The organism is Lutibaculum baratangense AMV1 (assembly GCF_000496075.1).
In the GTDB taxonomy this organism is placed as follows: Bacteria; Pseudomonadota; Alphaproteobacteria; order Rhizobiales; family Tepidamorphaceae; genus Lutibaculum; species Lutibaculum baratangense.
Window position 1 is genome coordinate 105,415 of the sequence record NZ_AWXZ01000023.1, and the last position, 17,116, is coordinate 122,530.

Below are 17,116 nucleotides of genomic sequence, written 5' to 3' on the forward strand. Positions count from 1 at the left end.
AAAAGGCGCTCCATTGCTCCGGTCGCTCACGCGAGTGCCAGGCTTGCCGCCCACGCCGTCACGGCCGCGACGGCGACGAGCGGCAGTCCGAGCCGGGGGTAGTCGCGGAACCTGTAGTCGCCGATGCCCATGACGAGCGTGTTGTTGTGGTGGCCGAAGGGCGTGAGGAAGTCGAGCGAGACGCCGACCGCCACGAGCATCAGCAGCGGGTCGGGCGGCAGTCCGGCCGAGCGGGCGAGGGCCACGGCGACGGGGGCGAGGGCCACGGCGGTCGACGCGTTGTTGATGAACGGCGTGATGACGAGCGCCGCGACGAGCACGACCGCATGGAGCCCGGCCGGCCCGGCGTCCCCGATCAGCCCCATCAGGGCTGTCGCGACGACGTCGGCGGCGCCCGTCCGCTCCACCGCCGCGCCGAGCGGAATCATCGCCGCGAGCATCATGAGCACGGGCCAGTTCAGGGTCGGCAGCGCCCGGCGCAGGTCGATGACCCCGCCGGCGGCGAGGCCGAGGATCGCCCCGCCGAAGGCGATCTCCGGCGGGACGAGCCCGAAGGCCGCGAGCGCGACGGCCAGGAGAAAGACCCCGAGCGTGATCCAGCCCTGGGGCTTCGGCTGCTCCACGCCGCGCGGCGAGATCGCGAGGCAGTCCGTGTCCTCGAGAGCCTGACCGATCGCCTCCGGCCTGCCGTGCAGCAGAAGGACGTCGCCGACGCTGAACCTGACGTCGCCGAGGCGGCCCTCGATCCGCGGCGTCTGGGGCGAAAGCGCCACGACCTCGATCCCGGCCTGCTCGAAGGCCGCGATCGCGCGGGCCGGCGAGCCGAGGACGGTGCTCTGGGGCAGGACGACCGCCTCGACCCAGTCTCCGGCGCCGCCGGCGGCTCCGGCCGTGACCTCGGCCGCGCGGCGCCGGTACATCTCCATCGCGGTCGCCACGTCCGTCTCGACGAGCAGCACGTCCCCGGCGCGCACCTCCTGCTCTTCCCGGCGCCCGAAGACGTGGCGCTCGTTGCGCAGATGCGCGTGGACGAAGCCGCTCAGGCGATCCTCGACCTCGGCGACCGACCGGCCGGCCAGCGGCGAGTTCGGCCGCACCCGAAACTCGGTGACGAAGCGTCTCGGGCCGGTGATCGCGGGGGCTGCCGCGTCGAGGCCGCGTCCGCGCATGAGGCGGGGCCCGAGGAAGACCAGCACGGGCAGGCCGACGAGCGCCACCGGCAGCCCGATCGCCGCCAGCGCGAAGAACGAGAACGGCTCGCCGAGAGTGTCGGCCCGCGATGCCGAGACGAGAAGGTTGGCCGGCGTGCCGATCAGCGAGCACGTGCCGCCGAGGAGCGTCGCGAAGGACAGCGGCAGGAGCACGGCGCCCGGCCGCACGCCGGTCGACCGGCAGAGCGACAGCGACAGCGGCAGGAGAAGCGCCAGCGCGCCGATATTGTTCATGAGGACCGAGATGCCGGCGCCCATCACGCAGACCGTCGTCACGACGCCGCGCTCGCTCGAGACGTGCCGGACGATCCGGTCCGTGGCGAGGTCGAGCAGGTGCGAGCGCACGAGCACCTGCACGATCACGAGGATCTCCGCCACTGTGATGACGGCCGCGCTGGAGAAACCCGAGAACGCGCTCCCCATCGGCACGAGGCCGAGCGCGACCCCGGCGGCGAGGCCGGCGATCGCGACGACCTCGATCCGGAAGCGGTCGGCGGCGAAGACCGCGAGCAGCGCAGTCATGAGACAGACGATGGCGACCTGGTCGAACGTCATGCCCGTTCCCGCGTGGAGGACCGGCGGACGATGATCGTTCCCGCGCCCTCTGTCACGCGAAGGAACGCAGGCCCCACGGCGCGGCCGATGCGGCGTGTCTCGCCCTTCCGCGCGCCGAGAGGCGGGACAGCGCCTCGGCGGCCGCCGCGGCCTGCGCGACGATCTGCGGAACGGCCGTGATCTCGTAGAGGCTGCCCCGGCCGAGCGGGCCGAGCGCGAAGACCGGCGGTCCCGACCGCCCGCCGGCGCTGCGGACGCGCCCGGATCGGGCGACCGCGAGCCCCATCCGCAGCGGGTCGGGCATCACGAGCCCCTGCGCCACGAGAGACTGGACAAACGGCGTGTCCACCGCCGGGCGGTAGCCCGTGCAGTCGAAGACGAGGTCGAAGCGGCGGGCCGCGAGCCGGCCCCGGACGTCCTCGACGATCGCCTCCTGGCAGGTCCCGCGCCGACGCACCTCCAGGACCCGCCCCTCCAGCACCTCCGGCGGCAGGGCGTCGAGCTCGGCATGGAGCTCGGGCGGCAGCCTGTGGCGGATGTTCTCCCAGTAGGGGGCGAGGTGGTCGAGGAAGCGCTGGCGGTCGGCAAGGGTGAAGGAGGTCCACACGTCCTGCACCTGGCACCGCACCGCGTTCGCGACGCCCTGCCAGTCCCCGCCCGCGGTTGCGATCTCGCGCTCGGTCCGGCGGACGTGCCGCAGGATGGCGGAGAGCGACTTCAGCTCCCGCAGGTCGACCATCTTGACGTCGGCGTGGCGGGGCGTGTGCGGCCGCGGCAACAGGCCGTGCCGCGACACGACGGTGGCGGCGCCGGCGAAGCCCGCCCGCCGCAGGTTCACGAGGCTGTCGACCATCGTCAGGCCGCCGCCGACGAACAGCGCGTTGCGCGCGGCCTTCGCCATCTCCGCGTCGAGCGGACGGTAGGGGTCCTGGCCGAGCCGCCGCAGCGACGGCTCCCGCGTGCCGTAGCCGGTGGCGACGAACAGGGCGTCGAACTCCTGGCAGCCGTGGTGCCGGAAGCGCACACGCAGCCGGTCGCCGGCGGGCTCGGCGGCCACCGCCTCGTCGGTCAGGAGCGTCGTCGCCACGTTCCGGCTTCCCGACAGCGCCTCCCGCAGGCGCTCGCCGGCATAGCGGCCGAAGGTCGCGCGGGGCTGGAACGATTCCGGCGCCGCGTCGTCCCTCCCTGCCGCCTGGCCCGCCAGCCAGTTCGTGAAGTCTCCCGGTGCGTCGGGCACCATGGAGAGGTCGCGCGCCCGGACGTTGAGGAGCTCTCCGCGACCCGCCGCGGGGCCGTGGGCGAAACCCGGCCCGAAATGCCCGCTCGCATCCGCGATCACGAGCTCGGTGGGGCCGCTCATGCGCCGGGCGATGGCGATGGCCGCCGCGGCGCCGGAGATGCCGCAGCCGACGATGCCGATGCGGACCGGCGGCGCGGCAGGGGCGAGCAGTCTGGCGAGCTGGGGGATCATGGCGTCAGCTCGCGAGCCGGCATTCGTCGTCGCGATAGAGCTGCCACTTGCGCGGCCGCACCGCGAGGCGGCCGTTGAGGCGGTGGCTCTGCTCGGCGGGCAGCTCGATCTCGAGCCGGTCCCGTCGACCGCCGATCTCGAGCTCGATCAGGCGGGCGCCGCTCGTCCGCCTGACGGCCGAGATCACGCCGGGTATCGAGCCCGCCTCGTCCCGGCTCACCTCGAGGTCGTGCGGGCGCAGATAGAGGCGCGCCGGCCCGTCGGGCAGGTTCGTGCGCGGCAGCTCGAGCGGCCGGTCGTCGAGATAGACCCGGCCTGCCTCGACGTGGACGCGCAGGGCGTTCGACGCGCCGATGAAGGAGAAGACGAAGGGCGAGGCGGGGGCGTCGTAGATGTCGTCGGCCGAGCCGACCTGCTCGATCTTCCCGTTGCTCATCACGACCACGCGGTCGGCGAGCTCCATCGCCTCCTCCTGGTCGTGCGTGACGAAGACGGTGGTGTGGCCGGTTCTCTCGTGCAGCTCGCGCAGCCACCGCCTGAGCTCCCGCCTGACCTTCGCGTCGAGGGCGCCGAACGGCTCGTCGAGGAGAAGGACGCGCGGCTCGATCGCCAGCGCCCGGGCGAGCGCGACGCGCTGGCGCTGGCCGCCCGAGAGCTGGGCGGGGAAGCGCTTTCCGAGCCCCGGGAGCTGGACGAGCTCGAGAAGCTCCTCCGCCCGGCGCCGGATCTCCGCCCGCGACGGGCGCTGCGAGCGCGGCCTGACCCTCAGGCCGAAGCCGACATTGTCGGCGACCGTCATGTGCTTGAAGAGCGCGTAATGCTGGAAGACGAAGCCGACATTCCGCTCCTGCACCGATTTGTGCGAGGCGTCCTCGTTGCCGAACAGGATGCGGCCCGAGGTCAGGAACTCGAGGCCGGCGATCAGCCTCAGGAGCGTCGTCTTGCCGGAGCCCGAGGGGCCGAGCAGCGCGATCAGCTCGCCCGAGCGTATGTCGAGCGAGACGTCGTGCAGCGCCGGGAAACGCTCGAACTCCTTGCGGATGTTCTCGATGCTTATGTCCATGTGCTGAATGCCTTCAGTGGCCGCGGACGGCGGCGATGCCGTCGGCGAAGCGCCATTCGAGGAGCGACTTCAAAGCGAGGGTGAGGAGCGCGAGGAGCGCCAGCAGCGAGGCGACGGCGAAGGCCGCCTGGAAGGCGTACTCGTTGTAGAGGATCTCCACGTGCAGCGGCATCGTGTTCGTGACGCCGCGTATGTGGCCGGAGACGACCGAGACCGCGCCGAACTCGCCCATCGCCCGGGCGTTGCAGAGGAGGACGCCGTAGAGCAGGGCCCATTTCACGTTCGGCAGCGTGACGAGCAGGAAGGTCTTGAAGCCGCTCGCCCCGAGCGACAGGGCGGCCTCCTCGTCGCCCGTCCCCTGCTCCTGCATCAGCGGAATGAGCTCGCGGGCGACGAAGGGGAACGTCACGAAGATCGTCGCGAGCACGATACCCGGCAGGGCGAAGACGATCTTGATGCCCGCGCTTTCGACCAGCGGCCCGAGAACTCCGTGCGTGCCGAAGAGCAGGATGTAGACGAGGCCCGAGATCACCGGCGACACGGAGAACGGCAGGTCGATCAGCGTGATCAGGAACGCCTTGCCCTTGAACTCGAACTTCGCGATCGCCCAGGCGGCCGCGATCCCGAACACGATGTTCGCCGGCACGGCGATCGCCGCCACCAGCAGGGTCAGCTTCATCGCCGAGAGGGCGTCCGGCTCGCTGATCGCCCGGAGATAGGTGCCGACGCCTCCGCGCAGCGCCTCCACGAACACCGCGACGAGCGGCAGGAAGAGGAAGAATCCGAGGAAGAGGAGGGCGATCGCGATGAGGACCCGCCTCGTCGCCGGCGCCTCGGAAACCGGCGAGCGGTGGCTCGACCTGGCAGGGGCCGCGAGCACGGCGCCCTGGAACGAGGGCTCAAGCACCATGACCGAACCTCCTGCGGCTCCACGCCTGGATCAGGTTGATGAGAAGGAGCATCGAGAAGGAGATGGCGAGCATGACCGCCGCCACGGCGGTCGCCGCGCCGTAGTTGAACTCCTCGAGGCGGATGACGATCAGGAGCGGCGCGATCTCCGACACGTAGGGAATGTTGCCGGCGATGAAGATCACGGAGCCGTACTCGCCCACCGCCCGGGCGAGGGCGAGCGCGAAGCCCGTCATCAGGGCCGGCAGGAGGCTCGGAAGGACGACCTTCGAGACGGTCTGCAGCCGGGTGGCCCCGAGCGTCGCCGACGCCTCCTCGAGCTCCCGGTCGATCTCGGCGAGCACCGGCTCGACCGTCCGGACGATGAAAGGCAGGCTCACGAAGGTCAGCGCGACGATGACGCCGAGCGGCGTGTAGGCGACCTTGAGGCCGAGCGGCGCGAGGAACTGCCCCACCCATCCGTTGGGCGCGTAGAGGGCGGTCAGGGCGATGCCGGCGACGGCCGTCGGCAGGGCGAAGGGCAGGTCGATGAAGGCGTCGATCAGGCGGCGGCCCGGGAAGCGGTAGCGCACGAGCACCCAGGCGAGGAGCAGCCCGAACACCGCGTTGATCATGGCCGCGACGAGCGCCGCCCCGAAGCTCAGGCGCAACGCCGCGAGCGTTCTTGCGTCCGTGGCGAGACGCCAGAAGTCGCTCCACCCGAGCCCGGCGCTCTTCACGACGAGGGCGAGCAGCGGGATCAGCACGATCGCGCTCAGGTAGATCAGGGTGAAGCCGAGCGCCAGCCCGAAGCCGGGTATGACGCTCGGCTGCCTGAAGATCACGCCGGCGGCGTGCGCCATGACCAGGATCCTCAGTTCGTCGGCTGGTAGATCTGGTCGAAGACGCCGCCGTCGCCGAAGAAGTGCGGCTGCGCCTCGCCCCATCCGCCGAAGTCCTCGATCGTCACCAGCGCCACGTCGCCGAAGCGCTCGAGGTCCTCCGGGTTCGCGAGCTCGGGCTTCGCCGGCCGGTAGTAGTGCTTCGCCGCGAGCCTCTGGCCGACGTCGCTGTAGAGATACTCGAGATAGGCCTGAGCCAGCTCGGTCGTGCCGTGCGCCTTCGCGTTCTCGTCCACCAGGGCGACCGGCGGCTCCGCCTTGATCGACACCGACGGCACGACGATCTCGAACTCGTCCGGACCGAACTCCTCGAGGGCGAGGAAGGCCTCGTTCTCCCATGCGAGCAGCACGTCGCCGATGCCGCGCTGGACGAAGGTCGTCGTCGAACCGCGGGCGCCCGTGTCGAGCACCGGAACGTGCCTGAGCAGCCTCGACACGTAGTCCGTCACCTTTGCCTCGTCGCCGCCGAATTCCCTCTCGGCCCAGCCCCACGCTGCGAGGAAGTTCCACCGCGCGCCGCCGGAGGTCTTCGGGTTCGGCGTGATGACTTCGACGCCGTCCTTCACCAGGTCGCCCCAGTCGTTCAGCTCCTTCGGGTTGCCCTTGCGGACGAGGAAGACGATGGTCGATGTGTAGGGCGAGCTGTTGTTGGGCAGCCGGCCGCGCCAGTCCGCGGCGATCCTGCCCGAGTTCTCGGCGATGGCGTTGATGTCGGCCTCGAGCGCGAGCGTCACGACGTCGGCTTCGAGCCCGTCGATGACCGACCTCGCCTGCTTGCCGGAGCCGCCATGCGACATGCGGATCTCCACGGCGTCGCCGCCCTGTGCCTTCCAGTGCTCCGCAAAGGCCTGGTTGAACTCCTTGTAGAGCTCTCGCGTCGGGTCGTACGAGACGTTCAGAAGCGTCGTCTGCGAAAGGGCCGGCGTCGCGAAGAGCAGCGACGCCCCAAGCGCCGCGATCAGGTGAGGTCGGTGCCGGAGCATGTTCGATCTCCAATCCCATCGGGTTAGTAGAGATTAAAGCCTACTAACCCGATAGGTATTGTCAACGGGGTCGTGCAGGAGGTTGGCGTGGCACGCTTCGAGCGGCTACCTCACGGGGCGAGCCGGCCCGCTCCCGCGGCTCCGGAGCTTCGGCCAAGGATGCCGCCGTCAAGGTGGAGCTTCCCGGTCGTGGCATCCGGGGCGGAGATTTCCTGCGAAGCTGCACGAGCCGGGTCTGCGCTTCCGCTGCCGCTCGCGCCGGCCGCCGCTCGATCCCGCCAACGCGCCCACCCCGCACCCCGAAGGCTTCGGAGGGCTCCTGACTTTGGGGAAGCTCCCCTTGACACCGCAGGCACAATGTAAAAGCATACTTACCCGTGGCGCGGCAGCCGTCTGGGCGGGTGGGTGCCTGCAATGTCTCGAAACGGAGGGGTTGAGATGAACTCACTGCTCGCAAGGTCGGCGATAGCGTTGTCGATCCTGATCGGAAGTCTCTGGGCCGCACCCAAAGCGGACGCTGCCGAGGAGTGGCCTACCCGGCCCATCACGCTGGTCGTGAAGTACTCCGCCGGCGGTGGCACCGACCTGATCCTGCGAACGGTGGCGAAAGCGATCGAGCAGGAGCTGGGAACGTCGATCCGGGTGACGAACATGACCGGCGGTGTCGGCGCCATCGCAGCTCAACATGTCTACGATCAGCCGGCCGACGGTTACACGTGGCTCGGGTTCGGGAACTATTTGAAGCACTTTCGTGCAATGGGGCTGGCTGACCTGGCCGGCTGGCGAGATTTCGAGACGTTCCTCGTGGGGAATTCCCTGGGGAGCTGGTCTGTCTCCTCTCAATCGGAGATAGGCTCGTTCGAGGAGTTCGTCGAAGAGGCTCGCAACAATCCCGGCAAGCTCAGGGTGGCGACGGACGGGAAGGGCGGGCTGTGGCACGAGGTCATGTCGTTGCTGGCCGCAACGCTGGATCTCGACGTCAACATCGTGACATACGACGGCGGCGCCCCCGCCACCCTTGCCGTGCTTCAGAACGAGGTCGACGTCGTCGTCTCGGGCCTGCACGAGCACATCGAGTTCATCAAGGCCGGCAAGCTCCGAAACCTCGCGCATTTCGCGGATGAAGATCTGGAAGTGCCCGGTGTGGGCACCCTCCCGTCCGTGACGAATTTCGTGCCCGAATTCGCGGAGCTCGCTCCATTCGGCAGCATGTATGGGATCGGCCTGCGGCGGGGAACGCCCGCTCCCATCCTCACGAAGCTGCGGGCGGCGATCGAGACCGCGCTCGAGAACCCCGAGTTCAAGCAGATGCTCGACGATCGCTTTCTCCGGCCGGCATACCTCTATGGCGAGGAGTCGGACCAGAGGGCCGCGCGACTGGAGGTGCTCGCGGCGAACCTCTTCGACGATCTGGAGATCGCGGAGCGCAGCCCCGAAGAGCTGGGCCTTCCCACGGCCGAGGAATTCGACGGCTGGTGGCCGCCGGCCGATTATCAGCCGACCGCAGTGGAGTAGAGCCACATCATGGGGGGGAGCGGGTCACGGGCTGCAGACTATGTCCTCGCCTGCAGCCTGGCCGCTCTATCCGTGGCCGTCATCGTCAGCGCCCTGGCGATGCCACGCCCGGGGGGATGGGGCCAGGCCCCCGGGCTCTTCCCTCTCATCTGCGGCTCCGCGCTCCTGGTGATGGCTGCGATCCTGGCGACGTCGGTATGGCGTAGATCTCCGAGGGAGGAGGCTGCGCCGGATGAGTTCGATACAGAGGAAATGTCGGGCCTCCATCTGGCCCGCATTCTGATCGTCGCCGGAAGCGTCGCGGCATACGCCCTGATACTCATTCCTCTCTTGAGTTTCTTCCTTGCGACCTTGGTATATCTCGCCGCAACGCTCTGGTATTTCTGGAGAGGGTGGTGGGTCTGGATAATCCTCATTTCCTTGGCCACCACGATATTTCTCACCCAGACCTTCGAGAGATTCTTCTCGGTCATGCTTCCATGATCGGATTCAGTCAGATGCCGAATTTCATTGCGGAATTCGCCTCGTTTCTGAATCAGCTCACGGTGGCTCTGCAGCCGGGGCTTCTTCTGGCCAGTGTGGTGGGGGCGGCGCTCGGGATCTTCTGGGGCGCGATGCCGGCGCTGTCGACCACGATGGCGATGGCGCTACTGATCGGCTTCTCCTCGGTGATGGACCTGAATACAGCTATAATGTTCCTGCTGGCGGTCTACCTTGGAAGCACCCTGGGCGGGTCAATATCCGCAGTATTCATAAATATACCTGGAACGCCCGCCGCCGTCTGCACGGGAATCGAGGGGTTTCCGCTGGCCCGGAAGGGGCAGGGCGGTCTGGCGCTCGGGACGGCGCTGACGGCCTCGCTCATCGGCAACGTGGCCGGCCTCGTGTTCCTCGTGTTCCTGTTTCCGCTGATCCTGGCGCTCGCCCTCAAGATCGGGTCGTGGGAGCTGTTCCTGCTCGCCGTCATCGGGATCTTGCTTTCCGGAAGCCTCACGGCCAGCGGCCAGCCCATCAAGGGGTGGATCTCGGGCGGGCTCGGAATCCTCATCTCGATGGTGGGGCTCGATCCGGTGAACGCCTACCCCCGCTACACCTTCGGGTTGAACGAACTCTACGGTGGCGCCGGTTTCGTGCCGATCATGATCGGCCTGTTCGGATTTGCGGAGGTGCTGCGGGTGCTTCCGTCGAGAAGCCCCTACACCATCCCCCAAAGCAGCGGGCGCCTGTTCCCGCCCTTCCGCATACTGAAGAGGATCTCGAAGACGGGCCTGCGCTCGGGCATCATCGGGGCCACGATCGGGGCGATCCCTCCACTCGGCCCGGACGTGGCGGCGTTCGTGTGCTACGGCGTCGCAAAAAGGCAGGCGAAAGGCCAGGTGGCGCAGGAATACGGGCACGGATCCCTGGACGGTATCGCGGCCGCGGAAACGGGAAACAGCGCCTCCATCGGAGGCACCCTCCTGCCGATGCTGGCCATCGGGATACCCGGCGGTGTCGTCGCCGCGATGTATCTGGGTGCCCTGAACCTGCACAATGTCGTCGTCGGCCCGATGATCGATTTCAGCTATCCCGGCCTGGTTCACTTCCATTATGCGGCCCTGCTCGTTGGGGCTATCTCCACGTATGTTGTGGCGTTGATCATCGCGAAGCCGACGATCAAGCTGCTCACCATGCCACGGCAGGTACTCATGCCGCTGCTGGTGCCGCTGTGCGTGATCGGTGCCTACGCGTCCGACATGACGATGTTCGGCGTGTATGTGATGCTCGTCTTCGGCGTCATCGGGTACTTCCTCAATCTCATAGGCGTTCCGCCAGGTCCCATGGCCATGGGGATCATATTGGGGCCGCTCGCGGACAGCAGCTTCCGGCGTGCGATGGCCATTTTCGAAGGGGAACAGGTCTGGATCGTGCTCACGAGGCCTGTCGGGGTCGTTCTCCTTCTTGTCGTGTTGTGGGTGCTCTACGACGGGTTCTTTCGGTCATTGCGCCGGCCCGCATGAAGCGCCGTCCCGATGGGCGCCTGACCGGAAGGGCGAGGTGAAGACCGTGAGAAGGCGGGTTCTCCGCAGGCCGTACCCTGAACGCGGGCAGCCTCCGGCAACGCCGGATCTCGACGCAAGCGCGCCGGCCGCGGCCGTCTTGCCGCGATCGTCCGGCGCCAGAACGTGGCTCTAGAGGATCTCGGCATGGATGCGACCCGACCCCAGAAGCTCGACCTCCTCGTGCGTGGCGGAACCGTCCTGACGGCGGCGCCGAACCGTCCCGTCATCGAGGATGCTGTGATCGGTGTCCGCGACGGCCGGCTCGCGGTTCTCGCCCCGGCAGGCGAGGTCGGCGCGCTGGAGGCCACGCGTGTCGTCGAGGCGAGCGGCTTCGTCATCACGCCCGGCTTCGTCAATGTGCACACCCACGCAAATCTCTGCATGGTGCGCGGCGTGGCCGAGGATATGGGCTTTGCCCCGGCATACACCCCCGGCGTGCCGCACGGCCACGACGTTACCCCCGACGAGGCGCGGGCTTTGGCGCGACTGGGCGCGCTGGAGGCGATGCTGTTCGGCTCGACCCTCATCAACGACAGCTACGTTCATGCCGATGTCGCGCTGCCGGCGATGGAGGAGCTGGGGATGCGGGTCTATGCGTGCGGGCGGATACATGACGTGGATTTCTCCTCCGTGCATCGCCAGGTCTGGGAGCACCGGCGGGAGATCGGGGAGCGCACGCTGAGGGACGCCGCGGAACTCGCCAGTCGGTGGCACGGCGCCATGAACGGGCGGATCGGCGTGCAGCTGGCCGCGCACGCCCCCGACACGTGTTCGCGCGAGCTGTTGGCGGACGTCTATGACGCCCGTCGAGAGCTCGGCCTGCGCGTCAACATCCATCTCGCGCAGAGCCGGATCGAAGTGGAGCGCGTCAGAGAGCGTGACGGGCTGACGCCCGCGGAGCTCCTGGAGTCGGTCGGACTGCTGGACGACCGACTGCTCGGGACGCATTGCCTCTACCTGACGGAGAGCGACATCGCGCGGGTGGGACGGGCCAGGATGACGGTCTGCCACATCCCGAAGGGGAATGCGACCGGAGGGACAGCGGCGCCGACCTCGCGGCTGCGTCGCGCCGGCGCGGCGCTCGCGCTCGGAACGGACAACATGCATGCCGACATGATCGAGGTCCTGCGGTGGGCTCTCGCCGTCGGTCGTCTCCAGGAAGGCGGCGTGACGGACTTCTGGCAGCCGCACCACGTCTTCGACATGGCGACGATGGAAGGCGCTCGTGCGATGGGGCTGGACGAAGACCTCGGAAGCCTCGTCTTGGGCAAGAAGGCTGACTTCGTCGGCTTCGATTTCCGCCGGGCCCACCTCACGCCGAACGTGAACCCCCTCGGAAACCTCGTCCATGTCGCCCACGGCCGCGACGTCGGGTTCGTCGCGGTTGACGGGCGGCTCGTGGTCGAGGACGGGCGACCGACGCTCGTTGACGAGGAGGAGATCCGCAGGGAAGGCGCTCAAGCAGCCCGCCAGCTGTGGGCCCGTGCGCAAGGCTGAGCGGCCGGAGCAGGCGCGCGGTGGACACGCTTGGGGGTGGATCATCGGCTCCTTGTGAAGTATGTAATTATTGATCTTTGGGGCGGGCGACCTTGGCGAACGCCCTCCTGCCCGGTGGCGTCACCTCACATGATCGAAGGCTGAGGAGTCTGGTGGCCGTGGACCTCATCATCAGAAGCGCTCGACTTCCCGGCGCATCGGACGAACTCGTCGACATCGCCGTCGCGGACGGCCGCATCGCCGCGATCGGGCCGGGGCTGGCGGCGGAGGGTGAGGAACTGGACGCCGGGGCCCGGCTCGTCGCGCCCGGCTTCGTCGAGACCCACATACATCTCGACAAATCGTGCATCGTCGACCGCTGCGAGGCACGGCGGGGCGATCTCGAGGAGGCGATCCAGGAGGTCGCGCGGGCCAAGAAGGATTTCACCGCGGAGGACGTCTACGAGCGCGGCAAGCGGACCCTCGAGAAAAGCGTCGCGCACGGCACGACGCACATGCGCACGCAGCTCGAGGTGGACCCGGGCATCGGCCTGCGGGGGCTCGAGGGCGTCGTCGCGCTGGCCAAGGACTATCGGTGGGCGATCGACGTGGAGATCTGCGTCTTTCCGCAGGAGGGGCTGACGAACAACCCCGGCACCGAGGAGCTGATGGTCGAGGCCCTGAAGTCGGGCGCCACGGTGGTGGGCGCGGCGCCCTATACCGACACCGATCCAAAGGCCCAGATCGACCGTGTCTTCGCGATGGCGCGCGAATTCGACATCGACATCGACATGCATCTCGATTTCGGGCCGACCGCCGACGAGCTCGACCTGATCTATGTCTGCGAGCTCTCCGAGCGCTACGGGCGCGGCGGGCGCACCGCGATCGGCCACGTCACGAAGCTGTCGAACACGTCGCCCGAGCGCTTCGAGCAGGCTGCCCGGCGGCTCGCCGATGCGGGCGTCGCGCTGACGGTTCTGCCCTCGACGGACCTCTTTCTGATGGGGCGGGATCCCGAGCATGGCCCGATCCGGGGGGTCACCGCGACCCACAAGCTGCTGCACCACGGGGTCAACTGCTCGCTTTCGACGAACAACGTGCTCAACCCGTTCACGCCGTTCGGCGACTGTTCGCTGATCCGCATGGCGAATCTCAACGCCAATATCTGCCATATCGGCGCCAAGAGCGACGTGCGCGAGTGCTTCAACATGATCACCACCCGGTCGGCGAAGCTGATGAACCTCGACGATTACGGCCTGGCGCCCGGCAAGTCCGCCGACCTCGTGGTGCTCGACTCCGACAGCCCCGAGCGAGCCGTGGCCGAGCTCGCACCGGTGCTCCATGCGTTCAAGCGCGGGCGGCGGACCATCACGCGGCCGCCCGTTCAGATTCACCGCCCGGACTGACCATGACAGAAGCACAGAGGGCGCTCGACGCCCTGCCACATGACCCCTTCGGCGCCTTTTGCCGCGACTACCACGCGACCCTCGAGGGCACGCGGGGCGGGCCGCTGGCGGGCCTGTCCTTCGCCGCGAAGGACGTCTTCGACATCGCTGGCCGGCCGCGCGGCTTCGGCCATCCCGAGTGGACGTCGAGCCACCCTCCGGCGACGGAAACCGCGGAAGCGCTGCGCCTGCTGCTCGACGCGGGGGCAAGCCTCGCCGGTCGCACCGTGAGCGACGAGATGTGCTACTCGCTGACCGGCGACAACGTGCATTACGGGGCGCCGATCAACCCGCGGGCGCCCGACCGCGTCACCGGCGGCTCCTCGAGCGGTTCGGCGGCCGTCGTGGCGGGCGGGCTCGTCGACTTCGCGATCGGCACCGACTGCGGCGGTTCGGTCCGGGTTCCCTCGGCCTATTGCGGCATCTTCGGCATGCGGCCCACCCACGGCCGCGCGTCGCTCGAGGGGGTGCATCCTTTCGCCGGCAGCTTCGACTGCACCGGCTGGATGGCACGCGATCCCGAGCTGATGACGAGGGTGGGGCGCGTGCTGCTCCGCGACGAGGCGCCGGCCCGGCCGTTCCGTCGACTGGTGATCGCCGAGGACGGAATGGCCCGCGCCGACGCCGATGTGCGGGGTGGGCTCGAGGCGGGGGTCTCGTCCCTGTCGGCGGCCGTGGGAGAGGCAGCGCAGGTGACCCTCGCCCCCGAGGGCCTCGAATCCTGGTTCGAGACGTTCCGGGTGCTCCAGGCCGGCGAGATCTGGGCGGCGCTCGGGACGTGGATCGCAACGAGGCAGCCGCGCTTCGGGCCGGGCGTGGCGGAGCGTTTCGCCGCGGCCTCGCGGATAGGCTCGGCCGATGTGGCCGCCGCCACGCGGCGGCGCGAGGAGATCCGCCTCCGGCTCGACGAAGCGATCGGGCCGGACGACGTCGTCTGCCTGCCGACGACGCCGCGGCCGGCACCGCCACGCGGCGGCGCCGTCGAGGAGGTGGAGGTCGACTTCCGGAACCGGGCGATGGCTCTGCTCTGCGTCGCGGGCCTCGGTGGCCTGCCGCAGGTCACAGTTCCGGCCGGGACGGTGGGCGGGGCGCCGATCGGCCTGTCGGTCATCGCGCGGCGGGGCCGCGACATCGACCTTCTGGACCTCGTCGGACGGGCGTTCCTCGCCGTGCCGGCGGCAGGGGCGGCGGTGCGATGAGCCTGCAGGCGAGCCGTGCCGCGGCCGCTGGTGGGTGGCGTGCGGTCTCAGCCCCCGTCTCGCCGCAGCAGGATGGGGCCCCATGAGCAGTTCGACGACGGAGCGGGCTGCGGCGGCGCCGCGACGCAAGGGCGCGGTCACCCGGGAGCGCATCCTCCAGGTCGCGCTCTCGGAGTTCGCGGAGCACGGCTACTCAGGCGGCCGCATCGAGCGCATCGCGGCGGCCGCCGGCATCAACGTCCGGATGATCTACCACTATTTCGGGAACAAGGATGACCTCTACCTCGCTTCCCTCGAGGCCACCTACAGCACCATCCGCGAGCGGGAACGCGAGCTAGACGTCGCCGATCTCGACCCGGCAACGGCGATGCAGCGGCTCGTCGAACTGACTTTCGACTTCCTCGCCCACGATCCGCACTTCGTGCGCCTGATCATGAGCGAGAACCTGATGATGGGGCAGACGATCCAGCGCTCGCAGACGATCCCGCAGATGACGCGGCCGTTGCTCGAGACGATGAACAGGATCCTCTCGCGCGGCCAGACTTCAGGCCTCTTCCGGCAGGATATCGATGCCGAGAGCCTATATATCTCGATCCTGGGCCTGTGCTTCATCCACGTCTCGAACCGCCACACGCTCGGCAGCATGTTCAATCGTGACCTCGCCGATCCCGCCTGGCTGGCGGCGCGGCGGGAGACGGTGGTCGAGGCGGTGACGCGCTACCTGAAGACAGATCCCGCGCAGTCCGGCCGCTCCAAGAAAGGAACGGCCGGCAAGCGGCGTCAGCGCCCCCGGTCCTGACGGGGCGGAAGAGCCCCGCCACGCACCGTCCGGCGGCCGGGAGACCGGAAGCGACGGGAAGTCTCACACCTGGTCTCGATTGCCCAGACTGGCGTGATGGGCGGCTGCGGTCCTTTCCCAGATCGCTTCTGCCGCGGCCTGAGCCTCCGCTCGAATGGCGGCGGCATTCACCAGCAGGGCCTCGCCACCTCCCACCACCTGCCGCCCGTCGACGAAGACGTGTTCGACGTCACGTCCGCAGCCGTCGTGGACCAGCGTGCCGAGGGGATCGAGGAGCGGGGTCAGATGGGGCTTCCTCATGTCGAAGACGACAAGATCGGCCAGTGCGTCGACGGCCAGTGCGCCGATCCTCCCTTCTTGCCCGAGTGCGCGCGCCCCCGCCGCAGTCGCCATCTCGTAGACGTCTTCCGGCTGCCACTCCGTGGAGACCTTACCCGTCTGCAGGCGGGCCACGGCGAGAGCCCACCGCATGACCTCGGTCATGTCCTGGGTCAGGTTGTCTGTCGCCAATGCTATCCGGGCGCCCGCTTCCCTCAGACTAGGGGTTGGAGCCATCGCGCCTCCCGTCGCGTTCCCTTTCGGAACGTGAGCGACGGTCATGCCCGAATCCGCGATGAGCGGGATATCCTCCTCGCTCAGGAAGATGCAGTGCGCGGCGATCAACTTGTCGTTGAGCAGGCCGGCCCGCTTGAGAAGCTGTGTCGGCGTGCATCCGCTGCGTTTCAGAATAAGGTCGTTCTCTATTCTGCTCTGCGAGAGATGCGTCCACACGTTCAGCCCTGTCTCGGCTGACAGATGCGCGACTTTCCTGAGCAGCTCTTCGGAGCAGGTGTCTGGCGCATGGGGGGCCAGCATGACGTTCGTTCGGCCGCCTGCACCGCCATGATGAGCCTTCAGGAGGTCGATGGTGGAGGCGATGCATGCGTCGCCGATGCGGGGGTCGTGAACCCAGACTCCCTCGTGGACACGCGTGAAGTCCACATCGTGGAAACGGGTGCAGGACCAGACCCGCAAGCCGAGTTCGGCCATGGCAGGTAGCGTCGCGTGAGCGTGCACCCAGCTGTCGACCATGGTGGTGGAGCCGAACGAGAGCGCCTCCAGCGCCCCCAGCCTGGCCAGCGCGACCGCCTCATCCTCGTTGACGTCGTGCCCGTGCGGTACGCCCCGAGTATATGCCGGCGCGAAACCCATATCGACGGCGATCCCGCGCATCAGGGACAGGACCGCATGGGTGTGAACGTTCACATACCCAGCCGTCACGAGGCGGCCCGGGATCTCCAGCATCCTCGCCGCATCGGTGCCGTCCGGAATGTCTTCCCGGCGGCCGATGGAGACGATCCGGTTGCCTTCTATCGCCAGATGACCGTCATGGATGATCTCGTCGCCGCGTGTGCCTGTGACGAGGGTTGCGCCTACTATGAGAAGGTCCAGCACGAGCATTCTCCTGGAGGGCTCGATGGGTCCCGCCCCCAAGTGGACGTGGCTCGAGCGGTGGGGTGTGTCTGCCGCTGCGGTGCCTCCGCAGGAAAACACAGTATCTACTTAATTACAATCGGGTTCGGTTGTG

General features: G+C 68.5%; 14 protein-coding genes. 7 read left to right on the forward strand and 7 right to left on the reverse strand.

Features of this window, described 5'->3' with window-relative positions:
- Positions 1 to 26 precede the first annotated feature (26 nt).
- Genes N177_RS09130 through N177_RS09155 form a run of 6 tightly spaced genes read right to left on the reverse strand, consistent with a single transcriptional unit; the run spans position 27 to position 7,073 of the window.
- The gene (locus N177_RS09130; protein WP_023432020.1) at positions 27 to 1,766 is read right to left on the reverse strand and encodes an SLC13 family permease; all 1,740 of its coding nucleotides are present in this window, start codon (positions 1,764 to 1,766) and stop codon (positions 27 to 29) included.
- A gap of 52 nt (positions 1,767 to 1,818) precedes the next feature.
- Positions 1,819 to 3,237, reverse strand: coding sequence for an FAD/NAD(P)-binding protein (locus N177_RS09135; protein ID WP_023432021.1), 1,419 nt, complete (start codon positions 3,235 to 3,237; stop codon positions 1,819 to 1,821).
- Between the two features lie 4 nt (positions 3,238 to 3,241).
- Positions 3,242 to 4,300, reverse strand: a complete 1,059-nt coding sequence (locus tag N177_RS09140; RefSeq protein WP_023432022.1) for a sulfate/molybdate ABC transporter ATP-binding protein — start codon at positions 4,298 to 4,300, stop codon at positions 3,242 to 3,244.
- A 13-nt stretch (positions 4,301 to 4,313) separates the two neighbouring features.
- The gene (cysW, locus tag N177_RS09145) at positions 4,314 to 5,210 is read right to left on the reverse strand and encodes a sulfate ABC transporter permease subunit CysW (RefSeq protein WP_023432023.1); all 897 of its coding nucleotides are present in this window, start codon (positions 5,208 to 5,210) and stop codon (positions 4,314 to 4,316) included.
- Positions 5,200 to 6,051, reverse strand: coding sequence for a sulfate ABC transporter permease subunit CysT (gene cysT, locus N177_RS09150; RefSeq protein WP_023432024.1), 852 nt, complete (start codon positions 6,049 to 6,051; stop codon positions 5,200 to 5,202). Before cysT ends, cysW begins: the two co-directional genes overlap by 11 nt.
- A gap of 11 nt (positions 6,052 to 6,062) precedes the next feature.
- Positions 6,063 to 7,073, reverse strand: a complete 1,011-nt coding sequence (locus tag N177_RS09155; RefSeq protein ID WP_023432025.1) for a sulfate ABC transporter substrate-binding protein — start codon at positions 7,071 to 7,073, stop codon at positions 6,063 to 6,065.
- A 438-nt stretch (positions 7,074 to 7,511) separates the two neighbouring features.
- Between N177_RS09155 and N177_RS09160 the strand changes: the two genes are divergently transcribed.
- The 7 genes from N177_RS09160 (at position 7,512) to N177_RS09190 (ending at position 15,549) form a co-directional block, all read left to right on the forward strand.
- On the forward strand, positions 7,512 to 8,588 hold the full coding sequence (locus N177_RS09160; protein WP_023432026.1) for a tripartite tricarboxylate transporter substrate binding protein: 1,077 nt from the start codon (positions 7,512 to 7,514) through the stop codon (positions 8,586 to 8,588).
- A gap of 9 nt (positions 8,589 to 8,597) precedes the next feature.
- Complete coding sequence (locus N177_RS09165) at positions 8,598 to 9,071, forward strand: tripartite tricarboxylate transporter TctB family protein (protein WP_040485462.1); 474 nt, start codon at positions 8,598 to 8,600, stop codon at positions 9,069 to 9,071.
- Positions 9,072 to 9,085: 14 nt separating this feature from the next.
- Positions 9,086 to 10,588, forward strand: coding sequence for a tripartite tricarboxylate transporter permease (locus N177_RS09170; RefSeq protein ID WP_160170922.1), 1,503 nt, complete (start codon positions 9,086 to 9,088; stop codon positions 10,586 to 10,588).
- A gap of 186 nt (positions 10,589 to 10,774) precedes the next feature.
- A complete protein-coding gene (locus N177_RS09175; protein WP_023432029.1) occupies positions 10,775 to 12,127 on the forward strand; it encodes an amidohydrolase family protein in 1,353 nt (450 codons plus the stop codon).
- Positions 12,128 to 12,285: 158 nt separating this feature from the next.
- Complete coding sequence (locus N177_RS09180; protein WP_023432030.1) at positions 12,286 to 13,512, forward strand: amidohydrolase family protein; 1,227 nt, start codon at positions 12,286 to 12,288, stop codon at positions 13,510 to 13,512.
- 2 nt (positions 13,513 to 13,514) lie between these two features.
- Positions 13,515 to 14,750 (forward strand): amidase, encoded by a 1,236-nt coding sequence (locus N177_RS09185; protein ID WP_023432031.1) that lies wholly within the window; start codon positions 13,515 to 13,517, stop codon positions 14,748 to 14,750.
- A gap of 82 nt (positions 14,751 to 14,832) precedes the next feature.
- Positions 14,833 to 15,549, forward strand: a complete 717-nt coding sequence (locus tag N177_RS09190) for a TetR/AcrR family transcriptional regulator (RefSeq protein ID WP_023432032.1) — start codon at positions 14,833 to 14,835, stop codon at positions 15,547 to 15,549.
- Positions 15,550 to 15,612: 63 nt separating this feature from the next.
- Here the strand turns inward: N177_RS09190 and N177_RS09195 are convergent, their stop codons facing one another.
- Positions 15,613 to 16,983 (reverse strand): amidohydrolase family protein, encoded by a 1,371-nt coding sequence (locus tag N177_RS09195; protein ID WP_200863379.1) that lies wholly within the window; start codon positions 16,981 to 16,983, stop codon positions 15,613 to 15,615.
- Positions 16,984 to 17,116 lie beyond the last annotated feature (133 nt).